This is a genomic window from Moorena sp. SIOASIH, assembly GCF_010671925.1.
Classification (GTDB): Bacteria; Cyanobacteriota; Cyanobacteriia; order Cyanobacteriales; family Coleofasciculaceae; genus Moorena.
This window is the reverse complement of record NZ_JAAHIH010000001.1, coordinates 471,039-493,428: the sequence shown is the minus strand read 5'-3', so window position 1 is coordinate 493,428 and position 22,390 is coordinate 471,039. Positions and strand designations below refer to the sequence as shown.

Below are 22,390 nucleotides of genomic sequence, written 5' to 3'. Positions count from 1 at the left end.
ATCATTTTTGACTTTTGATATCGTATTTGCTTCCCCTTCCCAATTCCCCTAGCAATTCTGGTTGAACTCGCTGCAAAAATAACACGACTGCCGCTGAAAACGACCCCTCGATCACCATCAGGGGAATATGAGCAACCATTAGCCCGTAAATTGCTGTCCGTTCTGCTGCCACATTAAAATTAGCAGGAATATTGGTAATGACTAGGACGAAGAATATTAGTGTCGCCACTCCCAAGCCAGCAGCACCTGCCAAGAAGCTGAAGATAGCAGTAACAATTCGATTGCCTTTACCAAACACCCGCCGCAATTGGAACAGGTGATAGGCCAAGATTGCTGATACTCCCATCATGGCTGCATTTATCCCGAGGGTGGAGAGTCCACCATGCTGGAACATAACTGCTTGAAAGAACAAACCAATCAGAATGGCAGGAATGGCATAATAACCTAAAATTGCCCCTAACAAGCCATTAAGAACGAAATGGACACTTGCTGGTGGGATGGGGAGGTGAATTGAGGATGCTACAAAAAAGGCAGCGGTCAGTAAGGACGCTCTGGGAATTGCCTCCTGGGGGTTTTTATGTTGATCAATTCGACGTAGGGCATACCAAGTGAGTCCACCAGTAGCTGCATAACCAGCGAGACAGACAGAAGCAGGGAGAATACCATCAGGAATGTGCATTAGTTTTCCTCCCTAAGAAAAAGAGTGCTGTACCCACAAATCCCCAGACACCAGCAGCTGCCATCAGCATTCTCTGAACAGGGGTGTAACTAGGACTGGTTGATGAGATCATTAGGGAGTTACCCGCTGCTGATGACTGACCCGCTACAGCAGAATTCTCTTCACCGAGAGTAATAGTAATCATGCCACCGTGACCAGCTTGGCGCACCTGAATTGTCCAATTTCCTTGCTGAGCGTAATCCGGAGCAAAGATAAACCTGCCGTTGGTGTCACTAGTCCCTGTCTGCCAAGGGGTGGTAGGATTGTTGGGAGCATAAATGGTTACTTGGGCATTGGACATAGGTTGACCAGTGTCATATTTAGCATTAATCTCAATGGCCTCGATAGTTTTAGATTCAAGCCTAGTGCCGTGAGCCTCAGCATTGACTGACCAACTCAAGACAGACACCAGGCTCAGTAGCATCAAACCTTTCCACTTCATCCTTAATTCTTAACTGTTGAGTGTTGACTGTTAAGCTAGTGTGCATTTAATTGGCATATTTTCTACTTAAGGCCTTTGGCCACGCTACGCGAACGGGAAAAGTCCTCAATCCCTCTGACCCTCTCCCACTCTCTCCCTCTTCAAGAGTCATGCAAATTAGATGGGTCAGAGCTGATCAGGTTTGATTTTTATAGGACTACCCCTCGATTTTTCCTTGTCTGGATAAGGACTCTAGGTTAAAAGGCTCTGGGGTTTGGAGTAAGGGTGTTGGGTAAGTCATGACCTGGAAATTGGCGTGGATTTACAGTGACCTTCACCGACATGACCTAGGTTAGGCAGAATCTCTTGAGTAAGCTGCTGATAGGTGCGAGCTGGAAGTCCTGATTGAAGCTGAGCCATTGTCACGTCTAGCTTGCCGTCCTTAGCGAGTGCAGCTAATGGCTCAAATCCGATCGCACCAGTGTTGAGGGGGTCATTGGCGGTCACATCACTATCGCCAAAAATGTGATCGAAGTGGAAGGTAGCTTCTATATCAGCTTCCCCATCCTTGGCTAGAATCCCTTTGCGCTGATCACCAATAAATTCACCACACCGGTATTCAATCTCTTGGTCGAGTTTGATCACAAAATCAATGGTTTGTCCCTGCTTACTGGCTTTACCACCCATCACCAGGGTTTGACCCATCGCTGGACCAATCTTGGCTTTGACCATTTTCCAGGAAAGAGCATTGTAATGACCAGTTGGCGCATCAGCTATCTCAGCAATCAGAATTGGCTCGGCATTCTCTCCCCCCTCCGCTAAATTGATGGTTTTGGGATTGGGGAGGATAATTTTTTCTTGGACTGAGATTTCCTTTACTGTATCGGGGTTAAAGGGAGGGTTAGTTTGGTAAGCTGTCATGTCCGCTAGGTTGATGTAAACCCGATCGAAAGATATTTGCCAACGGTCTTTGGAAACAAAGCCCTGTCGGACAAAGTCTTCACCGTTAGCCCGAAATTGCAGCTTGCCATTCCCTGCTGTAGGCTTAGTCTCGCTCTTGGGGTCACCATCACCACAGCCTGAGAGGAAAAAGACAGCTATAACCATTATGTTTACCCATATTTGCACCTTTTTGATCATGATTATGCGATCGCTTTTACCTTCGCTTTTACCTTAATTAGTATACAAAACTTAATAAAACTGAATTTTGGGGTAATGTGCAATGCCCCTCTCCCCCATCTCGCCACACTCCATTAAGGGAGTCGGGAGTCGGGAGTCGGGAGTCGGGAGTCGGGAGTCGGGAGTCGGGAGTGGCTAAGCGGGAAAATTGAATGTACCTCATAAGTATCTCAAACGCTATACCCGCGTTTATCATACCGATGAGGTACAGGATTTCTTGGCGCTGATTGCCTTTAAGAGCTTCAAAATTAATGCCCTATGACTTCTGCCATCTGCCTTAAAAGGATAAGCAAAGTACCTCACCAAAATGAGAATTGCTATATCATCAAACCCAATCGTGATTTCTCATCACGCCAAGAAATCCTCTGCTGTTGTTCCTAATCTTCTTTTATCGGAAGTTCCCGATTCCCGATTCCCGATTCCCGATTCCCGATTCCCGATTCCCGATTCCCGATTCCCGATTCCCGATTCCCGATTCCCGATTCCCGATTCCCGATTCCCGATTCCCGACCGAAATGTAAAAAACCTACCCTTATGAGTCTCCCCACACTCCCCCCTCTCCCCACACTCCCCTCTCTCCCCACACTTCCCTCTCTCCCCACACTTCCCTCTCTCCCCACACTTCCCACACTTCCCACACTTCCCCCTCTCTCCCCACACCCCCGCACCCGGGACCCATCACTATTTTCAGTAATTTAGCTGATGGTTTTCCGACAAATTGCTGAGGTCTCTTAAAAAAAAATAATATTATCAGTTTATTTTGAGCAGTTTTGAGTTTAACTTCACAGAATCTTACTCAAGATTAACATAACTTTTATATAAATCTGGCGGTTTTTTCTGTTATTTATAGATCCAAGTAGCCTATCTAAAGGTCATCAAATTAGTTGCTATAAGTTCATGAAGCTTTCATAAATTTTAGCATTGATAAAAAAAATATGTAGACTATTTTTATAATAATAATGTAGACTGATTACTTAGCTAAATAACCTGCTAACCAAGCAATTAATTACAGGTTAAATTATCAATGAATTTAGTTTGCTAATCAAAAATATAAGGTTTAAGTTGCAAACTATGACCGAGTCAACTTGAGGATGAAGCGATAATCAACAGATCCATTAGTCATGGCTATGTTAGGACATCAATTACGAGATAAATTACGAGCTGATCAAAAGGGCGCAGGTACTACCACAGGGAGATATTTAACCCCATTTCAAAAAAAGCTCCTGCAAAAAAGTTTGGAATTGGATCTATCACAAAAATACCGTCAGCGTATTCAAATTATGCTGCTAGCGGATCAGGGGAAATCTCAAGCTGAAATTGGGCAAGCCTTGGGCTGTTGCCCAGCGACAGCTAGGCATTGGATGCTGATGGCTCGCACGGGTCAAGCACTCAATTGGCAGGATAATCCCATTGGTCGCCCTAAGGCGGTTAATGAGCAATATCTTGAACGGTTGCAGGAACTGGTAAAACAGAGTCCTAGGGACTGTGGCTATTCATTTCGGCGCTGGACAGCTCATTGGTTAAGTCAGCATTTGGCTAAGGAATTGGGGGTTGAAATTAGCCCTCGCCATGTGAATCGGTTGCTCAAAGAGATGGGATTGTCCACTCGACCTAGAAAATCCAGTAAGGCTCAGTCAAAGACGACTGAGAATGGGATGAGTGGGGTTAGCATTATGATTCATGACTTGCAATCAGCTGTTCTCCCTGATTCTTCACCGATTATGCTGTCTTACACAAATAGGATAAGCTTTAGTACCAATGGTTAAAAGTTCATCTGCTCCAATAATTTCTCCTCAACAATTGAGTAAGACTCTGGGATATTCTCTGTCTCCATCAGAATTCCAGCGCGTCCTCAAACGATGTCAATTCAAAGAGCCTAAGGTGGGCAAGTTTTGGCACGCAGGAAGTAATAATCCCAATAGTAATCCCAATACTAATTCCAATACTAATCCCAATACTAATGCTGGGATCTATATCATTATCGCTGGTAAGGTGAGACTACTTGATGGGGCAGGTGAATTAATCACTACTTTGGAAACCGAGGAGTCTTTTGGGGAATTAACCTTGTTCCCAGAAGTTGACTTGGAACCCTATTTGGCTAGAGCTTCAGTGAATTTGAAGCTGTGCTTTCTACCAGCGGATGTGGTGTTGGCTCTAATGGATCGGTATCCCCAAATCCGAGACCATTTGTGGAATAAGGCACGATTGCGAGACTCCAAGTGCCAAATGCGAACGCAAAATCCTGCCCCAGCTCACTCCCCCACTCCCGCCACTTATCTCACCTCTGGATCCCCTCAAAAAACCAAGTCCCAGAAAAAAATCAAGAAAGCTTTCTTCCCCCATCCCGCTCAGCGTGTGGGACATTGGTTTCAACGGGTGAGTAGGCGCTATCCATTTTATGCTCAACAGAGTGCTAGCGATTGTGGTGCAGCCTGTTTGGTGATGGTGTCTCGCTACTGGGGGAAGCAGTTTAGTTTAAATCGCTTGCGGAATTTGGCCAATGTCAACCGGGATGGCTCATCCCTCCGAGGACTGTGCTTTGCTGCGGAAAGTGTTGGCTTTTCCACTCGTCCGGTGCAAGCTAGTTTCGATGAGTTGGCGAAGCAGAAGTTACCAGCAATTGTTCACTGGGAGGGGAAACATTTTATTGTTGTCTATGAGATTACTAAAACCCATGTGGTGGTATGTGACCCAGCTCTTGAGCAACGCAACCTCACCCATCGGGAGTTTAATCAGGATTGGACCGGTTATGCCCTGCTACTGGAACCAACCCTAAAGTTTAAGGATACTAAGGAGTCCTCTACATCTGTCTGGCAGTTCTTTGAGTTAATTAAGCCTCATTGGCTGATGCTGGTGGAAATCTTGATAGCATCAATATTTCTCCAGCTGTTTGGATTGGTTACGCCTATCTTCACCCAGTTGATTCTAGACCGGGTGGTGGTGCAGCGCTCACAGGTAACCTTAACAACAGTAGTGCTGGGATTACTGTTGTTTAGCTTCTTCCGGGTGGCGATGACAGGGTTGCGGCAGTATCTACTGGTTCACACGGCGAAAAGGATTGATTTGGCGCTGATAGTGGGGTTTATTCGCCATACCTTCCGATTGCCCTTGAGTTACTTTGAGTCCCGTTATGTAGGAGACATCGTATCACGGGTGCAGGAAAACCGCAAGATTGAGCAGTTCATGACCGGTGAGACCTTGTCGATTCTGCTGGATTTGATCACTGTCTTTATCTATGGGGGCATGATGTTTTCCTACAACTGGCAGATGGCACTGCTAGCGCTAGTGATCGTACCACCGTTTTCGATCTTGGCATTGGTGACCGCACCGTTTTTACGACGGATTTCTCGGGAAATTTTCTATGCCAGTACTAAGCAGAATAGTTATTTGATTGAAGCTCTGTCTGGAGTAAGGACGGTGAAAGCCTCGGCGGTAGAACAGACAGTGCGGTGGCATTGGGAGGAGTTGCTGAATAAAGCGATCAAGATTGGGTTTTCTGGACATGTGTTTAATACTCAGCTGCAAATGGTTAGTGGTACCCTCGAAGCGGTGACGAGTACGGGTTTGCTCTGGTTTGGAGCGTCCCTGGTGATTAACGACCAGTTAACCATTGGACAGTTGGTAGCCTTTAATATGGTGCTAGGGAAATTTACGTCTCCGTTCCAACGCCTGACGGTGGTATGGAATAAGCTGCAGGAGGTGTTAATTTCTGTGGAACGGATTAATGATGTCCTCGATGCCGAACCGGAGGAGGATTTACAGCAGCAAGATAAGGTAACCTTAAGTCAACTCCAGGGTCATATTCGGTTTGAGAATCTCACCTTTCGCTATCACGATGACAGTGATACCAATGTGCTGGAAAATCTCAGTTTTGAGGTCAAGCCTGGACAAATGGTAGCCCTAGTGGGACGCAGTGGTTCCGGGAAAACGACGATTTCTAAGTTGGTGTTGGGGTTTTATCCCCCTACCGATGGTAAGGTGTTGATTGATGGATTGGATATTACCTCGATAACGACACAGTCCTTGCGATCGCAAATGGGAGTGGTAGACCAAGATACCTTCCTGTTTGGGGGAACCATTCAGGAAAATATTAGCCTCTGTCATCCTTCCGCTGATTTAGAGCACGTGATGAAAGCGGCTCAATTAGCAGGAGCCCATGAGTTTATTCAAGACTTGCCTATGGGCTATGACACTCAGATCGGGGAAGGGGGAGGAATGTTGTCCGGGGGACAACGACAACGGATTGCGATCGCACGAGCACTGATGGGCAATCCCAAATTGTTGGTTTTAGATGAAGCTACCTCTCATTTAGATCCAGAATCAGAACGAATTATTCAACGAAACTTAAATACAATTTTAAAGGGACGGACGACATTAGTAATTGCTCATCGGTTATCAACAATTCGGAATGCCGATTTAATTTTAGTGATGGATAGAGGAATATTAATTGAGAGTGGAACTTATCGGGAATTGATGGAAAAGCGCGGACATTTCTATTACCTAAACCAACAACAGGTCACTGTAACCCAGTAATTACCACACGTAAGCTGTCAGCCGTCAGCCGTCAGCTATCATGCTTAAAATAAACCTCTTTAGGGAGAATTTAATAGTTCGGGATTTTAGAGAATTGAAACTCTGGAGATATGCCCATCTAAGCATATGCGCTATGGGCATATCCTGATAGCTGATCGCTGATAGCTTAATGCTTATCCCCTGCTCCCTACTCCCTACTCCCTACTCCCTACTCCCTACTCCCTTTGCTATATAAAAAATGACAAATAATAAAGAACAAATGACTAATTCATCGAATGGACGAACTGCGACTAAACTCCAGGATGCCAAACAAATTGAACAGGATTTAATGTCTCCACACCTCCAGGATTATAAACAGATTGAGCAAAATTTAACGTCTCCTAAGCTAGAGGTTTTGAAGAAAGATGACTCCAGGGAGGATTGGTCTTTTGCTACCAAAGAACTTCTCGATAGTCTCCCCCAAGCTTGGACTAGAGGGTTGTTGTATTTATTGGTAATATTTATTAGTGTCCTTGTTCCTTGGGCAATGTTTTTTAAAATCGATGAAACTGGGAGTGCTAGGGGACGACTAGAACCCAAAGATAAGACGATTCGGTTAGATTCATCTGTGATGGGAACTGTAGCTAAACTTTATGTAAAGGAAGGAGAATCCGTAAAAGCTGGGCAGAATTTAGTTGAACTAGAATCGGAATTAGTCCAGACTGAGATCCAGCAGTCCCAAAAGCGATTGGAAGGTCAACAAAATCAGCTTAATCAGTTAAAATTGATGAAAAATCAGTTAGCGATCGCCCTTCAAACTCAGGAGCAACAAAATCAAGCCCAGCAGTTGGAGAAGTTGGCCCAGGTTGAACAAGTGCGACAAACTTTAGCAGCCCTTAAGAAATCTTATAATTTACAAAAAACAGAACAATTGGCCCAGTTAAATCAGGCCAAGCAATTGCTAGATCATAGTCAACTGGCTTATAATCTCATGGAAAATCGCATGGAAAATGCGAAGCGGGAGGTGGCACGGTTTAGAGATGCATTTAATGAGGGGATTGTTTCGGAAATTCAGTTGGTAGACCGGGAAGATATGGCTCAAGATCGGCAACGGTTGTATGAACAAACCCGATCAGAGCTCGAGCAATCGAAGTTACGGTTAACGGAGCAAGAGAGTAGTTATGAGCGCACCTTGCGCCAAACCGAAGCAGAGATTGAACAAGCGCAGTTGCGTCTACGGGAGCAACAGAAAAGTTATCAGAGTTTAGTCGAAGCCGGGAAATTGGCTATACTTCGCTCTGAGGAGAATTTTAAAAATATGGAGGCAGAAATTTCTAGACTTGAGGCTGATATTGCTCAGAATAATAGTCAGATAGAGGGGTTAAGATTTCAGTTGTCTCAACGGGTGATCAAATCTCCGGTAAATGGGACGATATTTGATTTCCCGATTCCTGGTGCCGGTTCAGTGGTGCAGCCAGGAATGATGGTGGCGGAAATTGCCCCAGAGAATTCTTCCTTAAGTCTCAAGGCCCAGATGACAACACAGGAAAGTGGTTCCTTGAAAACTGGGCTACCCGTAAAGTTGAAGTTTGATGCTTATCCCTATCAAGATTATGGGGTGCTAGCAGGGGAAATTACCAGCATTTCTCCCACTACTGAAGAGGTGGATACCGCTCAGGGCAGGATAGCGGTATATAACTTAAAAATTGCCCTGAAAAAAGACTGCATTGACTCAGGGAATGAGTGTATTCCTTTGCGTCCAGGGGATACTGCATCTGCTGAGGTGATTGTTAGACGGCGTCGGATTATTGATTTGATTCTCGATCCGTTTAAGCAATTGCAGAAGGGGGGGATAGGACTTTAGCATTTGTATCTGGGTTGTAAACACACGAATTGCCGAAAAAGGCAAGAGGAATCCCCCCTAACCCCCCTTAATAAGGGGGGCAGGCAAGAGGCAAAAGCAAAAGAGATCCGGAGTTTTATTTTCCCAGAAAAAAAGACCATACAGATTTACATCTCAAATAGAAACGCTATAGCGCTACGCGCAAGGCAAGAGGCAAGAGGCAAGAGGCAAAAGTTGACGTGCATTAGCTTTTCAGCTTTGATCAATGTCCTAACCGTAATGCCTAGTGCTATAGCAGAAGTCAGAAGTCAGAAGTCAGAAGTCAGAAGTCAAACTCTTGCGCTTACTTAGGTTTGAGACTTTTGTCATGTCCTAACTGCCCTGGCGACTGGTATATATATAGCTTATGGGGTGACAAGCAGCATTATTGTAAGCATTCAGCTATCAGCCTTTGGCCAAGGCCAAAGGCCACGCTAGGCGAATGGCCACCCTAGGCGAATGGCCAATAGCTAACGTCTGAATGCTTACGCATTATTAGCCTTAGTGGGTGACCGCGTCTGGGGTATAGAGAAGCGATGCATCGCTACTTGATTAACTCTTGCCTCTTGCCTCTTGCCTCTTGCCTTTTGCCTCTTGCCTCTTGCCTCTTGCCTCTTGCCTCTTGCCTCTTGCCTTTTGCCTCTTGCCTTTTGCCTCTTGCCTCTTGCCTCTTACCTCTTACCTGCTCCCTGCTCCCTGCTCCCTGCTCCCTGCTCCCTGCTCCCTGCTCCCTGCTCCCTGTTCCCTGTTCCCTATTCCCTGTTCCCTATGATTTATCCAATCTTTATCAAAACCCACCATTTTTTTGGTCTAAGGGTAAAGTCATCAACCCTTACCAGCAGCTAGCAAACTGGGGTTGAGCTTAACTCCGTAAATTCTTTCAGTAATGAATATATTTTACTGAATCTTTATCAAAAATTACCCGGTTTTATAATATGCTATAAACCTAGAGATATTTAATTTTACTAATCTAAAAAAAACTAAGCCTATAGTAATGGTTGTAATAGTTGTTACCAATTCAATAAATATATACAATAGTTTTTTGTAACTTTGCTGTTTCCTGATTAATGTTACATTTGTAAACAATAATATGTTTACATTTCCAATAAAAATCCTATATAATACTAATCAATAATCATTTAGTGATTTTATTATGAGGTACACATATTTTTTCTATCACCTATCACCTATTACCTATCACCTATTACCTATTACCTATTACCTATTATGAATTACCTGCTCCCTGCTCCCTGCTCCCTACTCCCTAAAAAAACGTACCTCACCTAATTGCAAACCGTTATAATCACTAATTACTAATTACGGAGTAAATTATGTCTAAACCTATTACGATTACCGAAACCGATCTGATTCAGGAACTGAAGCTATCCCGTCAAATGCCCGAACTCCTCGAAAAGATTGTCAAACACAAAACTATCAGGTCGGTGGTGGCAGATTTCGGAATTGAGGCAACGGAAGAGGAATTGCAGAAGGCGGCGGATAACTACCGGGTTCTGAATAACCTCCAGAGTTCCGATCAGACCTGGGAGTGGCTGCGCTACCATGGCTTGTCCTTGGAGGATTATCAGGAAATGATTCGCTACAACTTGCTGTCGGGGAAGTTGGCAGAGCATCTGTTTGCGGATAAGGTAGAACCCTATTTCTATGAAAACCAGTTGGATTATGTAGGGGCGGCGATGTATCAAGTTCCCATAGAAGATGACGATTTGGCCATGGAACTCTACTACGCTATCCAGGAAGGGGAAACGAGTTTTTTTGATGTGGCTCGTCAACACATTGAGAATAAGGACTTACGGCGCACTGCGGGCTATACCGGAATCCTGCGGCGCGATGATCTGCCACCGCAGTTGTCCGCTGCTGTGTTTGCGGCGACTCCCCCGCAGTTACTGAAACCGATTTTGGTTGGTAGTGCGATGTATTTAGTTTATGTGGAAGAAATTATTCAACCTGAGTTGGATCAAGGGTTGCGGACTCAAATTATGTCGGAGCTGTTTGAGCAGTGGTTGCAGTCGAGGATGATGATGGGTCAGGTGACGGTGACGTTTGATAAGGAAAAGGTGGAGGTTTAATAAGGTTGTTCGCCCTTGGCGTTCGAGTAGGGTAGGTTATTTGGTTGAAGGTTGAAGGTTGAATAATGTTGAAGGTTATTTGGTTGAAGGTTGAAGGTTGGAGGTTGAATAATGTTGAAGGTTGAAGGTTAAATATTGAAGGTTGAATGTTGACGGTTAGAGGTGATTTGCTTAACTAGAGCGTTTCTAAAGGATTCGTGAAGGCAAGACTAACTTAAAGTCTGATTTAAATGGGGTGCTTTTTTCACAAATCAACTGGAGATGCTATAGCAAAACCAAATAAATCATGAGTAAGCATTCAACTATCGGCGTTGCTGAATTAAGGAATGAATAGAGATTAGTGGGCATCCTACCCGACCCAAAAGATTGATAACGGGCAAGATGCCCATTCTACCAAGATGCCCATTCTACAAAACTCTTAAAATCATGCCATTATTAAGCAACGCCCCTAACTCAGAGGTTACCTCTTTTATTCAGAAGCTGTTCGCGTAGCGTGCGCGTAGCGCATTAGCTGATAGCTGATAGCTTACAACATTAAATAATTTAGTAATACAGTTACTAACAGCAAATTAAATACTATCTAGTTATTTAATTTGAGGAGTGGGCTTCGATGGTCCTGTTGATCTCAGTCTCTCCCCATACCACTTTTCTCAAGTTTTAATTTGAACGAGAGGAAAGTGATTAACGGGGAGATGTTGTGTCTATTTTTTTAGGGAGTCGGGAGTCGGGAGTCGGGAATCGGGAGTCGGGAGTAGTGATTGAGCGCCGCCAAAGAGGTTTGCCATGGGGCTTACAGCAATGCAGCATAGTCTTGGGGGTTTCCCCCACTCGCGCTTTGCATCAAGACAGGTACGCACACAGGTGACCCACTCAGCCCCTCCCCACTTGCGCTTTGCATCAAGACGGGGTAAGAAAATTGACTGTACCTCATATAGCAATTCTCTATCCCATGAGGTACAAAGGGATCCCCCGTTGGTCACCCTTATAAACGGGGACTTTGAGGTTGAAAAGCGTACCTCATAAATCCTATAAACGCTATAAGTATGATCAACGCGCTTATAGGGGTTCTCATAGTAATGAGCTACACAGGATTTTTTCCCGATTCCCTACTCCCGATTCCCTACTCCCGATTCTAAATTCTAAATTCTAAATTCTAAATTCTAAATTCTAAATTCTAAATTCTAAATTCTAAATTCTAAATTCTAAATTCTAAATTCTACTTGGTGGTGCGTTACGGGGCGGGCTATTCCAATACTGGCGCTCGAAGTTGAAAATGAGGGCAAGCCCGCCCCTAACGCACCCTACATTCTAAATTCTAAATTCCCGATTCCCGATTCCCGATTCCCGATTCCCGATTCCCGATTCCCGATTCCCGATTCCCGATTCCCTACTCCCTACTCCCTGTTCCCTTTTCCCTTTTCCCTTATAATGACACAAACAACACCTCAAAAAAGAAGATGTGAACGTAATCGGAAACGTTCTAAACGAAGAGCTATTTTCTGTCCCATTCATCGTTGCCACCTGGATAGTGCTAGTCAAAAATATCGATTGTTTGCTGATCGACCAGGACAACTGATGGAGCGTGGTGTTAAACAAAAATATGCCTTGATGCTGATAGCGAGTAAAACTACAGTAGCCATCGAAGGAGAGTGGCTAGAGGCTTTTTGGTGTAGTGAGTGCCAGGAAACCCAGTGGTATCACGTTGTCAAGACAAGCGATCGCACCTATAAGCTATCTTTGGCTCCTGATGTTTTATGGCAACAGGTAACAGGAGTTGTAGATCCTCAAGGAAATCCCTCAGTGGGAGAATTTACCCGTCGCCAGTCTAGAAGGATTGGTTTTCACGGGGTTAAAGATTTTGGAGCAATTTAGTTTTTTATAGGGAGTAGGGAGTAGGGAGTAGGGAGTAGGGAGTAGGGAGTAGGGAGTAGGGAGTAGGGAGTAGGGAGTAGGGAGTAGGGAGTAGGGGAGGAGAGGCAAGTGGGGGAGGGGCTGTGTGCAATGGCTTGGCTCTAAATCTTTAAAGCCTTGTGGAAACCACAACCGTTGCTGATCTGACTCTCCATCTGCCCATCTGCCCATCTGCCCATCTGGCCACACTGGCCACACTGGCCACACCTCTCTCTTTTTGCTCCTGTTCCCTGTTCCCTGTTCCCTGTTCCCTGCTCCCGACTCCCTAAAACCAAAAAATTTCTAACTCACCCAAGTAAAAATTGCTATATGATTTTAGGAATTATTCCTGCAAGGGGTGGATCAAAATCAATCCCACTTAAGAATATTGTGTCTGTTGCGGGGAAGCCACTGATTGCCTATACGATTGAGGCTGCTACCTTAGCTAATTCAATTGACCGCGTGATCGTCTCAACCGACTCAGTTGACATTGCTAATGTTGCTCGAACCTATGGGGCAGAGGTTCCTTTTCTTCGGCCTTCAGAGCTGGCACAGGATGATACTCCTGGTATGGATCCAATTTTACATGCACTTCAATGGTTCGGTGCTCATGAAGCTGATCAACCTGATTACGTTCTGGTTTTGCAGCCAACTTCTCCACTGCGTACTGCTGAAGATATAGATGGGATTGTTCGGTTAGCTTTAGAACAAAAGGCTGAAACAGCTGTTAGTGTTTGCCCCGTGCATCATCATCCGTTTTGGACTAAAGGAATTGATCCAGTGGGTAAGCTGGTTAACCTATTCACCTCTAATGAAACCTATACCAGGCGGCAGGATTTGCCCCCAGCCTACGCTTTGAATGGTGCTCTTTACTTTGCCCAGTGTCAGGTGTTAATCGAAAAAGCAACATTCTATACAGAGCAAACCTATGCCTATGTTATGCCTACTGAACGTTCCCTAGATATTGATACATCTTGGGATTTATATTTGGCAGAGTTGATTTTGAATAATATAGCGCTGCGGGCGGGGAACAGGCAAAGATTGGGCAGTGTGGGCAGTGTGGACAGTGTGGGCAGTGTTGGTGTTGGTGGGTAAGGAAAAACTGTGAAAAAGCTATTAGTGACAGGAGCTGATGGTTTTATTGGCTCCCATCTGACCGAAGCACTGGTGCGTCAAGATTATGATGTACGTGCTTTTGTCCTATATAACTCCTTCAACTCCTGGGGCTGGCTCGATCGCTGTGCCAAAGATGTCCGTGGTCAGTTTGAAGTGTTTGCGGGTGATATTCGCGACCCCAATGGGGTCAGGACAGCCATGAAAGACTGTGATGGGGTCCTGCATCTAGCAGCACTGATTGCCATCCCCTATTCCTACCACTCTCCCGATACCTATGTCGATACCAACGTTAAAGGGACCCTGAATGTGGTTCAGGCCGCCCGGGATCTTGGAGTCAGTAAGGTAGTCCATACGTCTACCAGTGAGGTATATGGTACAGCTCAGTTTGTGCCGATTACAGAGGACCATCCCCTGCAAGGCCAGTCACCCTATTCCGCCAGTAAGATTGGAGCCGACCAGATTGCCCTGTCGTTCTACCGCTCCTTTGATACGCCGGTGAGTGTGATCCGACCCTTTAATACCTATGGTCCCAGGCAGTCTGCTCGGGCTGTTATCCCAACTATTATTACCCAGATTGCTAATGGTAAACGCCAGATCAAGCTGGGGGCAGTGCATCCTACCCGTGACTTTAATTACGTGGCTGACACAGTAGCAGGGTTTATAGCAATACTGCAGTCGGATCTGGCTGTGGGCGAGGTGATTAACATTGGCAGTAACTTTGAAGTGTCGATTGGCGATACGGCCCGAACCATTGCGGATGTGATGGGAGTTGAGATCGAAGTGATTACCGACGAACAGCGTCTGCGTCCAGGGAAAAGTGAGGTAGAACGGCTCTGGGCTTCCAATCAGAAAGCTCAAAATTTGTTGGGATGGGCACCTAAGTATGGAGGACTTGAAGGATTTCGTCAAGGGCTAGCTGAGACAGCAGCGTGGTTTCGTGAATCGTCTAATCTAGCTGCGTATAAGGCAAATACTTACAATCTATAGCGTTTCTCATAGCTATGAGGTATAGTGCTACGCGCAAGGCAAAAGGCAAAAGGCAAGAGGCAAGAGGCAAGAGGCAAAAGTTGACGTGCATTAGCGCAGGTGCGCTTTCCGCATTAAGAATTAAATTCGCCACGGGTCGCACCTTTTTCAGCTTTTATAAATGTCAAACACCTTAATGCGTAGTGCTATAAACCTAGGAGGTCTTTTTTTTGTCAAATAAAACTCCAGATCTCTTTCCCCTCTTGCCTTTTGCCTTTTGCCTTTTGCCTGTTGCCTTTCCCCTTTTGCCTGTTGCCTTTTGCCTGTTGCCTTTTGCCTTTTGCCTTTTGCCTTTCCCCTTTTGCCTTTTGCCTTTTGCCTTTTGCCTTTTGCCTTTTTTGGCAATTCGTGTGTTTACAACCCAGATACAAACGCGCTTATGAGTGCTTCCATTGTCAACTCCATTATCAAAGGCATCCAAGGGGTAGTAGGCCATGACCCCGTCCCATTACATGAGCCGAGGTTTACCGGATGTGAGTGGGACTACCTGAAAGAATGCCTGGACTCCACTTTTGTCTCTTCTGTGGGTCAATTTGTAGACCGCTTTGAAAGGGAGCTAGCCACTTATACCGGTGCTAACCATGCTGTGGCAGTAGTCAACGGCACCGCAGCACTCCATGTGGCCTTACGCCTGGCAGGGGTGCAGCCTAAGGATGAGGTCTTGATTCCAGCCCTAACCTTTATCGCCACCGCTAATGCAGTGGCCTACTGTGGGGCGATTCCCCACCTACTGGATAGCGAAGCCCATACCCTGGGGGTGGATCCCCTGGCCTTGCGGGACTATCTCAAAACCATTGCTGAAATCTCGGATGGTCAGTGTATCAATCGTCTAACTAACAGGGTGATTCGGGTGTTGGTTCCCATGCATACCTTCGGCCATCCAGTAGATCTGGATGGGCTGCTGGCGGTGGCTCAGGACTTTCACCTCACCCTGATTGAAGATGCAGCTGAGTCTTTGGGGAGTTGGTATCATGGCCAACATACGGGCACCTTTGGGCATATGGGTACCCTCAGCTTTAATGGTAATAAAACCATTACCACAGGTGGCGGTGGTGCGATTCTGACCAATGATTCAGAGTTGGCCAGGCAGGCCAAGCACCTGACCACAACTGCAAAGGTGCCCCACCGCTGGGAATATGTGCATGATCAGATTGGTTATAATTACCGGATGCCCAATCTTAATGCGGCCCTTGGGTGTGCTCAGCTTGAGCAGCTTCCTGGCTTTTTGATGGCGAAACGGTGTTTGTTTGAGCAGTATCAGACTGCCTTTAAGGATGTGCCTGGTGTAGAGATTATGAAGGAGCCGGAGGGTTGTCGAAGTAATTATTGGTTACAGACGCTGATGTTAGAGGAGTCTGTTGCTAGTCAGCGGGATGAGATTCTGGCCGCAACCAACACAGCCGGACTGATGACCCGCCCGGTTTGGAGGTTGATGCATCGGCTGAGGCCCTATCAGGATTGTCCAAGAATGAACCTTCCTGTGGCGGAAGGGTTGGAGAGAAGACTGATTAATCTACCGAGTAGTGCAGGATTAATTTGACACTCCCCGCCCTGGAAGGACGGGGATTCTTAGTTCTTCGACATGCCTTAAAATTAGTTATCCGCCAAAGGCAATATTTAAGCCAAATATCCGTTAAAAACCAAATATTGAGCTTAATTTAACTAACCCCAGTGGGCTTATCTCCCTAAGCGTTGAGTTTCCTCAGTTTCCGTGTGCCCCACGGTACTTTCATCTTTTAAGATTTGCTTTACTGGTTGTCGGTATCCGCGCTTGATCCATACGTTTTTAATGAGGTTTTTCGCGCCTCATGTACTAGCATCGCTTTACGTCGTTAGTTTGTTGACAGTACCGACGAATCCTGTCTGTGCTAGGCTACCTTTTTATTATACCACAGTGAACAAAAGCCGTCTGCCGAAGGACGGGGCTTGAGACCCACTTTTTCGGTCAGGGAAAGTCACACCTATTGATCAGGAGCTATCGTGACTATAGAGCCAATTATCTTAGTCGGTGCTGGTGGCCATGCTAGAGCTTGCATCGATGTGATCGAGCAACAGGGACAGTTTACTATTGTAGGTCTGGTGGGAAGGTCCCATGAGGTCGGGACCTCTGTTTTAGGGTATCCAGTATTGGGAACCGATGCGGATTTGCCTGAGCTTCGTCACAAAAGCCCCAATGCTCTAGTTACCCTAGGCCAAATTAAGACACCGAAGCATCGTATTCGACTATTTGAGTTATTGCTGCAAATGGGATTCTGCTTGCCGACAATTGTGTCTCCACAGGCCTATGTTTCCCGTCACAGCAGGGTGGGTGAAGGCACGATTGTGATGCATGGGGCATTAGTCAATGCTGGAGCCTCGGTTGGGCGTAACTGCATCCTCAACACCCGCGCCGTAGTCGAACATGACGTGGTTATCGGAGATCATTGTCATGTGTCCACAACAGTTATTATTAACGGTGGCACACAAGTTGGAGCAGGTACCTTTATTGGCAGCAACAGTAGTCTACGAGAACAAATTCGAGTAGGTCAAAATTGTCTAATTGGCATGGGGCAGCAGGTGTTAAGGGATGTTGAAGATGGCAGCCAAGTAATGAATAGACCTCTTGCATAAGTGTCATAAACCGTGGGTGTTGACAAGGCAAAAGGAATCCCCCCTAACCCCCCTTAGTAAGGGGGGCAGGCAAAAGGCAAAAGGGATAGATTTTGATTTGATATTTATTTTTGCAAGAGGTCTAATAAGTAAGCTTTATGAGGACTTTAATTATTGCTGAAGCTGGTGTCAATCATAACGGGGATATGGCCACTGCCAGGAAATTAATCGGCGTCGCGGCAGATGCTGGGGTTGACTTAGTCAAGTTTCAAACCTTTAAGGCTGATTGCCTGGTGACCACCCAGGCCAAGAAAGCTGAGTATCAGAATCACACCACAGATAGCAATGAATCTCAGCATAGCATGATTCGCAGGTTGGAGTTAACTCGGGAAATGCATCAAGAGTTAATTGCCCACTGCCAGGTGCGTGGTATTAGCTTTTTCTCAACCGGCTTTGATCTCGAGAGTATTGATCTGTTAGTAGAACTGGGGCTAGACCGTTTCAAGATTCCTTCAGGGGAAATTACCAATTTGCCTTACTTACAGCATATTGGGCATTACGGCAAGCCCATCATTATGTCTACGGGCATGGCCAACTTGGGGGAAATCGAAGCTGCTCTAGATATTCTCGAGCAGGCTGGTACAGGGCGTGATCAGATCACGGTGCTTCACTGCAATACCGAGTACCCTACCCCGATCAAAGATGTCAACCTGCGAGCCATGGTGACTATTCGGGAGGCTCTGGGAGTAGCTGTAGGATATTCAGACCATACCTTGGGCATTGAAGTCCCCATTGCTGCGGTGGCTTTGGGGGCTACAGTGATTGAAAAACATTTTACCCTTGATCGCTCCCTGCCAGGACCAGACCATCGGGGCAGTCTGGAACCTGAGGAGTTGAAGGCAATGGTTACAGCCATTCGTAATATTGAGCAGGCTCTGGGGGATGGCCGCAAGGGTCCGAGCCCAAGTGAAGCAAAGAATAAACCCATTGCCCGCAAATCCATCGTAGCGGCTGGTGCGATTAAGGCTGGGGAAGTCTTGACAGCATCTAATTTGGCGGTGAAGCGACCAGGTATTGGTATTTCCCCGATGCGCTGGGATGAGGTCTTGGGACGAAAGGCGATCCGTGATTTTGAGTCGGATGAGCTGATTGAGCTATGAACCGAAAAATTTGTGTTGTGACCGGTACTCGGGCCGATTATGGACTTCTACGTTGGGTCATGGAAGGTATCCGACAAGCACCAGACCTGGAATTGCAAGTTGTTGCTACGGGCATGCATCTTTCCCCGGAGTTTGGGCTAACCTACCGCGAGATTGAAAAGGATGGGTTTACCATCGACCGCAAGGTAGAAATGCTGCTCAGTTCCGATACGGCGACTGGCCTCGCTAAATCCATGGGGCTTGGCCTGATTGGTTTTGGGGATACTTTCCAAGACCTGGAGCCGGACGTGATCTTGGTGCTGGGGGATCGATTTGAAATTTTTGCAGCTGTGGCAGCTGCACTGATGGCTCGTATTCCAGTAGCCCATTTGCATGGGGGCGAGACCACTGAAGGTGCTTTTGATGAAGCCATTCGCCATTCAATTACCAAGATGTCCCATCTACATTTTGTAGCAGCAGAAGAATACCGTAAACGGGTGATTCAACTGGGGGAGCATCCGGATCGAGTCTTTTTAGTGGGAGGATTAGGCATCGACAATATTAAGCGGTTGAAATTGCTTGACCGTGAAGCTTTAGAAGACGCTTTGGGATTTACGTTAGGCAAAAAGAACTTATTGATTACGTTTCATCCGGTTACCCTGGAGCATTCGTCCTCTGCCGAGCAGATGGCAGAACTACTCGCGGTTCTGGATGGCCTAGACGATACCCATCTGATTTTTACAATGCCCAATGCTGATACCGATGGCCGTGTGCTATTTAGCATGATTGAGGCTTTTGTAGCATCTCATCGGAATGCTCGGGCTTACACCTCTCTAGGCCAATTACGCTACCTTTCTTGTATTCAGCAGGTAGATGGGGTAGTGGGAAATTCTTCTAGTGGACTAGCAGAAGTACCAAGCTTTCGTAAGGGGACAATCAATATTGGCGATCGCCAAAGGGGTCGTCTTAAGGCAGATAGCGTCATCGATTGTACTCCAGACCGACATGGTATCAGCACAGCGATCCATCGTCTCTACTCCCCTGAGTTTCAAGAGACACTGAAAACTGTTCGCAATCCCTATGGGGAAGGCGGAGCGAGTGACAAGATTGTGCATCACCTGCGTAGGGTGCAGTTAAACAATCTTCTGAAAAAAAGTTTTTTCGATGTCTCAATGTAATCTGACTGAAGCTATGACTTACCACACCCACTCTGCAGATAATCGGTGGCAGCAAGCCCTACTCCCGATGGGAAGCACCCTTGAGCAAGCCATCCGCAATCTTGATCAGTCCACCTTGCAAATCGCACTTCTGATCACAGCTGAGGGTGCTCTGGTTGGTACTGTTACAGACGGTGACATTCGTCGAGGCCTCCTACGAGGACTTGATCTTCAAAGCTCGGTAGATGCTGTGGTTAACCGTAATCCGATTGTGGCACCACCAGGGCTCAGACAAGAGACGATGTTGCAAATTATGCAAGCCAATGGGATTCAGCAGTTGCCAGTAGTGGATGAATCTCGCGGTGTTGTTGGGTTATATTTGCTCGATGAATTAGTTAACCTCACCCAGCGACCGAATACTATGGTGATTATGGCAGGGGGGAAAGGAACCCGCCTGCGTCCTCTAACCGAAAACTGTCCAAAACCCTTGTTGCCAGTGGCGGGCAAACCAATGCTGGAACACATTATTGAGCGAGCTAGTTCTGAAGGCTTTCAACATTTTGTTATTTCTATCCATTATTTGGGAGAGATGATCGAGGAGTATTTCAGTGACGGTAGTCGTTGGCAGGTTCAGATTGATTATCTGCGAGAAGACTCTCCTTTAGGAACTGCTGGTGCGATTAGCTTATTACAAGACCGCCCTGAGGTGCCTTTTATTGTAACCAACGGCGATGTGCTAACTGACATTCGCTATGGGGAGATGGTTGATTTTCATGTCCAACACAAGGCCACTGCGACCATGGCTGTTCGTTTGCATGAATGGCAAAATCCCTTTGGGGTTGTCAATACTAAAGGAGTTGACATCGTTGGCTTTGACGAAAAACCTGTGGTTCGGACTCATGTTAATGCTGGTATCTACGTTCTAAATCCTTCTGCTCTAGATGAACTGAACCCTGGTGAACACTGCGACATGCCTATCTTGTTTAGCCGCCTGCGGGATCACTGCCACCGGACTATTGTTTATCCGATCCATGAGGCTTGGCTTGATGTTGGTCGAGAGGAAGATTTCAAGCGAGCTCAGGTGGCTTTAAGTGGTAAGCATTCAGCGGTCAGCGGTCAGCGGTCAGCGGTCAGCGGTCAGCAGACTTAACTCAGATTAAACGAATGCTTAACTCTCTTATTCAAAAGCTGTTCGCGCAGCTTGCGCATTAGCTGATAGCTGATAGCTGATAGCTGATGGCTGATGGCTGATGGCTGATGGCTGATAGCTGATGGCTGATGGCTGATAACTGATAGCTGAATGATTACGGTTAGAATCGACAAGATTCCCGATGTTTCACGATTAATAAAATTAATGGATAACTATCCACGCACTTATAGTAAAATAGTAGACCTCTCCGTAAATTAACGTTTAGCTCAGACATGACAAGAGTTTAAAATTTATTTTTCGATAGATTTATTTAACTGTTGTATTGAATCAGATAAATTATGTTAACACCACGGAAACTGAAACTTTTATATCAACAAGGCCAAAACATCAGTGCCATTCTCCGCCAGGAGCAGAACACTCAACACAATACCGAAGAGATTATTGAAGTGTCTTATGATCTCCAGGCTGGTAGCTATATCGCAGCGATGAAACATGGAGTAATGGCACAGCTTAAAAAAGACTATGCATCCGAGATTGTCAGAACAATTCTATCTCTGTGCAATCCCACATCTATACTTGAAGCCGGTGTTGGTGAAGCGACAACTCTTTTTGAAGTCATCAAATCCTTTCCTAATCAAGGAATTAAGAGCTATGGATTTGATTTGTGTTGGTCGAGAGTTGCCCATGCCAAAGCTTGGCTTAAACAACAGTGTATTTCTAATGTTACCCTATGCACAGGGAGCCTTTTCCATATTCCTTTCAGTGATAACTCCATTGATGTAGTTTATACATCTCATTCCATTGAGCCCAATGGAGGATTTGAAGAACCGATACTTAGAGAGTTATATCGAGTAGCCAAAAACTATTTAGTTCTACTGGAACCTGGTTACGAACTTGCCAGTGCTCAAGCCAGAGAAAGAATGGATAGCCATGGATATTGTAAAAATCTGGTAGGGATTGCTGATAAATTTGGTTGGACTGTTGTCAAGCATCAACTATTTCCTTACACAGCTATAAAACTAAATCCTACGGCTATAACCGTTATTAAAAAGCAATTAGAGGATGTAGGCAAGGAAGCAACTTGTGTCTTGGCATGTCCTAAGTTCAAAACGCCTTTGGAAAAAATAGGTGAAGTATTTTTTAGTCCAGAGGCGTTATGTGTTTATCCAGTCTTAGCGGGTATTCCTTGCTTAAGGGTTGAAAATGCTATTGTGGCTAGTCATTATCCAGAGTTAATGAATTTGAATCAATCATATAACAATTCTACGACTTTTGAGGTACAAAATTTCTAAATTTTAGGGAACAGGGAACAGGGAACAGGGAACAGGGAAGAGATAAGAGGGAATAGCGATGCGCTGCATTAAGAGGTGCGACCCGTGGCGAATTTAATTCTTAATGCGGAAAGCGCACCTAACAGGGAATCAACGTCAAACAATTTTGTGTACCTCATGAGTCCTAGAAACGCTATATAGCATTTGTAAGCATTCAGCTGTCAGCTGACAGCTGACGTTTTAGATTACTATA

Annotated in this window: 25 protein-coding genes; 16 read left to right on the top strand and 9 right to left on the bottom strand. The window is 45.8% G+C overall.

All coding sequences use genetic code 11. From position 1 onward, the window contains the following. Position 1: 1 nt before the first annotated feature. From cbiM to F6J90_RS02205, 4 genes are all read right to left on the bottom strand, one after another. Positions 2–679: a cobalt transporter CbiM gene (cbiM, locus tag F6J90_RS02220; protein ID WP_293090898.1), complete on the bottom strand. Its 678-nt coding sequence runs from the start codon at positions 677–679 to the stop codon at positions 2–4. Next, a complete protein-coding gene (locus F6J90_RS02215; protein ID WP_293090897.1) occupies positions 666–1,142 on the bottom strand; it encodes a carboxypeptidase-like regulatory domain-containing protein in 477 nt (158 codons plus the stop codon). Before F6J90_RS02215 ends, cbiM begins: the two co-directional genes overlap by 14 nt. Before the next feature lie 294 nt (positions 1,143–1,436). Continuing rightward, entirely contained in the window at positions 1,437–2,246 is an 810-nt protein-coding gene (locus tag F6J90_RS02210) for a DUF4382 domain-containing protein (protein WP_293090896.1), read from the bottom strand. Positions 2,247–2,316: 70 nt separating this feature from the next. Beyond that, positions 2,317–2,481, bottom strand: coding sequence for a hypothetical protein (locus F6J90_RS02205; RefSeq protein WP_293090895.1), 165 nt, complete (start codon positions 2,479–2,481; stop codon positions 2,317–2,319). Positions 2,482–2,625: 144 nt separating this feature from the next. Here F6J90_RS02205 and F6J90_RS02200 point away from each other — a divergent pair, with 144 nt between their 5' ends. Further along, positions 2,626–2,856 carry a hypothetical protein gene (locus tag F6J90_RS02200; protein ID WP_293090894.1) on the top strand — a complete coding sequence of 77 codons (231 nt, stop codon included), beginning with the start codon at positions 2,626–2,628 and terminating at the stop codon, positions 2,854–2,856. On the opposite strand, the gene F6J90_RS02195 is transcribed toward F6J90_RS02200, so the two are convergent. Then, the gene (locus F6J90_RS02195) at positions 2,851–2,976 is read right to left on the bottom strand and encodes a hypothetical protein (protein WP_293090893.1); all 126 of its coding nucleotides are present in this window, start codon (positions 2,974–2,976) and stop codon (positions 2,851–2,853) included. The two genes, F6J90_RS02200 and F6J90_RS02195, sit on opposite strands and share 6 nt — an antisense overlap. A gap of 463 nt (positions 2,977–3,439) precedes the next feature. On the opposite strand from F6J90_RS02195, the gene F6J90_RS02190 reads away from it, so the two are divergent. The 5 genes from F6J90_RS02190 to F6J90_RS02170 all read left to right on the top strand — a co-directional run bounded on the left by F6J90_RS02190 (position 3,440) and on the right by F6J90_RS02170 (position 10,799). Further along, complete coding sequence (locus F6J90_RS02190; protein ID WP_366513666.1) at positions 3,440–4,084, top strand: helix-turn-helix domain-containing protein; 645 nt, start codon at positions 3,440–3,442, stop codon at positions 4,082–4,084. After that, positions 4,077–6,851 (top strand): peptidase domain-containing ABC transporter, encoded by a 2,775-nt coding sequence (locus tag F6J90_RS02185; RefSeq protein ID WP_293090892.1) that lies wholly within the window; start codon positions 4,077–4,079, stop codon positions 6,849–6,851. Before F6J90_RS02190 ends, F6J90_RS02185 begins: the two co-directional genes overlap by 8 nt. 238 nt (positions 6,852–7,089) lie before the next feature. Further along, complete coding sequence (locus F6J90_RS02180; protein WP_293090891.1) at positions 7,090–8,694, top strand: HlyD family efflux transporter periplasmic adaptor subunit; 1,605 nt, start codon at positions 7,090–7,092, stop codon at positions 8,692–8,694. Positions 8,695–9,248: 554 nt separating this feature from the next. Next, positions 9,249–9,572, top strand: a complete 324-nt coding sequence (locus tag F6J90_RS02175; protein ID WP_293090890.1) for a hypothetical protein — start codon at positions 9,249–9,251, stop codon at positions 9,570–9,572. Positions 9,573–10,043: 471 nt separating this feature from the next. Further along, the gene (locus F6J90_RS02170; RefSeq protein ID WP_293090889.1) at positions 10,044–10,799 is read left to right on the top strand and encodes a peptidylprolyl isomerase; all 756 of its coding nucleotides are present in this window, start codon (positions 10,044–10,046) and stop codon (positions 10,797–10,799) included. 681 nt (positions 10,800–11,480) lie between these two features. On the opposite strand, the gene F6J90_RS02165 is transcribed toward F6J90_RS02170, so the two are convergent. Both F6J90_RS02165 and F6J90_RS02160 read right to left on the bottom strand, forming a co-directional pair. Continuing rightward, the gene (locus F6J90_RS02165) at positions 11,481–11,627 is read right to left on the bottom strand and encodes a hypothetical protein (RefSeq protein WP_293090888.1); all 147 of its coding nucleotides are present in this window, start codon (positions 11,625–11,627) and stop codon (positions 11,481–11,483) included. A 480-nt stretch (positions 11,628–12,107) separates the two neighbouring features. Beyond that, positions 12,108–12,236, bottom strand: coding sequence for a hypothetical protein (locus F6J90_RS02160; RefSeq protein WP_293090887.1), 129 nt, complete (start codon positions 12,234–12,236; stop codon positions 12,108–12,110). Between F6J90_RS02160 and F6J90_RS02155 the strand changes: the two genes are divergently transcribed. Next, positions 12,228–12,671, top strand: coding sequence for a hypothetical protein (locus F6J90_RS02155; RefSeq protein WP_293090886.1), 444 nt, complete (start codon positions 12,228–12,230; stop codon positions 12,669–12,671). The two genes, F6J90_RS02160 and F6J90_RS02155, sit on opposite strands and share 9 nt — an antisense overlap. Positions 12,672–12,675: 4 nt before the next feature. On the opposite strand, the gene F6J90_RS02150 is transcribed toward F6J90_RS02155, so the two are convergent. Beyond that, on the bottom strand, positions 12,676–12,801 hold the full coding sequence (locus F6J90_RS02150; protein WP_293090885.1) for a hypothetical protein: 126 nt from the start codon (positions 12,799–12,801) through the stop codon (positions 12,676–12,678). Between the two features lie 28 nt (positions 12,802–12,829). Between F6J90_RS02150 and F6J90_RS02145 the strand changes: the two genes are divergently transcribed. The 3 genes from F6J90_RS02145 to F6J90_RS02135 are packed head-to-tail and all read left to right on the top strand — an operon-like array spanning position 12,830 to position 14,792. Next, the gene (locus tag F6J90_RS02145; RefSeq protein ID WP_293090884.1) at positions 12,830–12,979 is read left to right on the top strand and encodes a hypothetical protein; all 150 of its coding nucleotides are present in this window, start codon (positions 12,830–12,832) and stop codon (positions 12,977–12,979) included. A gap of 40 nt (positions 12,980–13,019) precedes the next feature. Then, positions 13,020–13,784, top strand: a complete 765-nt coding sequence (locus tag F6J90_RS02140) for an acylneuraminate cytidylyltransferase family protein (protein ID WP_293090883.1) — start codon at positions 13,020–13,022, stop codon at positions 13,782–13,784. Positions 13,785–13,793: 9 nt separating this feature from the next. After that, positions 13,794–14,792 (top strand): NAD-dependent 4,6-dehydratase LegB, encoded by a 999-nt coding sequence (locus tag F6J90_RS02135; protein WP_293090882.1) that lies wholly within the window; start codon positions 13,794–13,796, stop codon positions 14,790–14,792. 147 nt (positions 14,793–14,939) lie between these two features. Here the strand turns inward: F6J90_RS02135 and F6J90_RS02130 are convergent, their stop codons facing one another. Continuing rightward, positions 14,940–15,176: a hypothetical protein gene (locus tag F6J90_RS02130; protein WP_293090881.1), complete on the bottom strand. Its 237-nt coding sequence runs from the start codon at positions 15,174–15,176 to the stop codon at positions 14,940–14,942. Positions 15,177–15,210: 34 nt separating this feature from the next. Here F6J90_RS02130 and F6J90_RS02125 point away from each other — a divergent pair, with 34 nt between their 5' ends. The 6 genes from F6J90_RS02125 (at position 15,211) to F6J90_RS02100 (ending at position 22,158) form a co-directional block, all read left to right on the top strand. Beyond that, positions 15,211–16,371 carry a LegC family aminotransferase gene (locus F6J90_RS02125; protein ID WP_293090880.1) on the top strand — a complete coding sequence of 387 codons (1,161 nt, stop codon included), beginning with the start codon at positions 15,211–15,213 and terminating at the stop codon, positions 16,369–16,371. Positions 16,372–16,811: 440 nt separating this feature from the next. Further along, positions 16,812–17,441, top strand: a complete 630-nt coding sequence (locus F6J90_RS02120; protein WP_293090879.1) for an acetyltransferase — start codon at positions 16,812–16,814, stop codon at positions 17,439–17,441. 137 nt (positions 17,442–17,578) lie between these two features. Further along, the gene (neuB, locus tag F6J90_RS02115; RefSeq protein ID WP_293090878.1) at positions 17,579–18,580 is read left to right on the top strand and encodes an N-acetylneuraminate synthase; all 1,002 of its coding nucleotides are present in this window, start codon (positions 17,579–17,581) and stop codon (positions 18,578–18,580) included. Next, positions 18,577–19,737 carry a UDP-N-acetylglucosamine 2-epimerase gene (gene neuC / locus F6J90_RS02110; RefSeq protein ID WP_293090877.1) on the top strand — a complete coding sequence of 387 codons (1,161 nt, stop codon included), beginning with the start codon at positions 18,577–18,579 and terminating at the stop codon, positions 19,735–19,737. Before neuB ends, neuC begins: the two co-directional genes overlap by 4 nt. Next, positions 19,724–20,866, top strand: coding sequence for a nucleotidyltransferase family protein (locus tag F6J90_RS02105; RefSeq protein WP_293090876.1), 1,143 nt, complete (start codon positions 19,724–19,726; stop codon positions 20,864–20,866). Before neuC ends, F6J90_RS02105 begins: the two co-directional genes overlap by 14 nt. Before the next feature lie 338 nt (positions 20,867–21,204). Beyond that, complete coding sequence (locus tag F6J90_RS02100) at positions 21,205–22,158, top strand: class I SAM-dependent methyltransferase (protein ID WP_293090875.1); 954 nt, start codon at positions 21,205–21,207, stop codon at positions 22,156–22,158. Positions 22,159–22,390 lie beyond the last annotated feature (232 nt).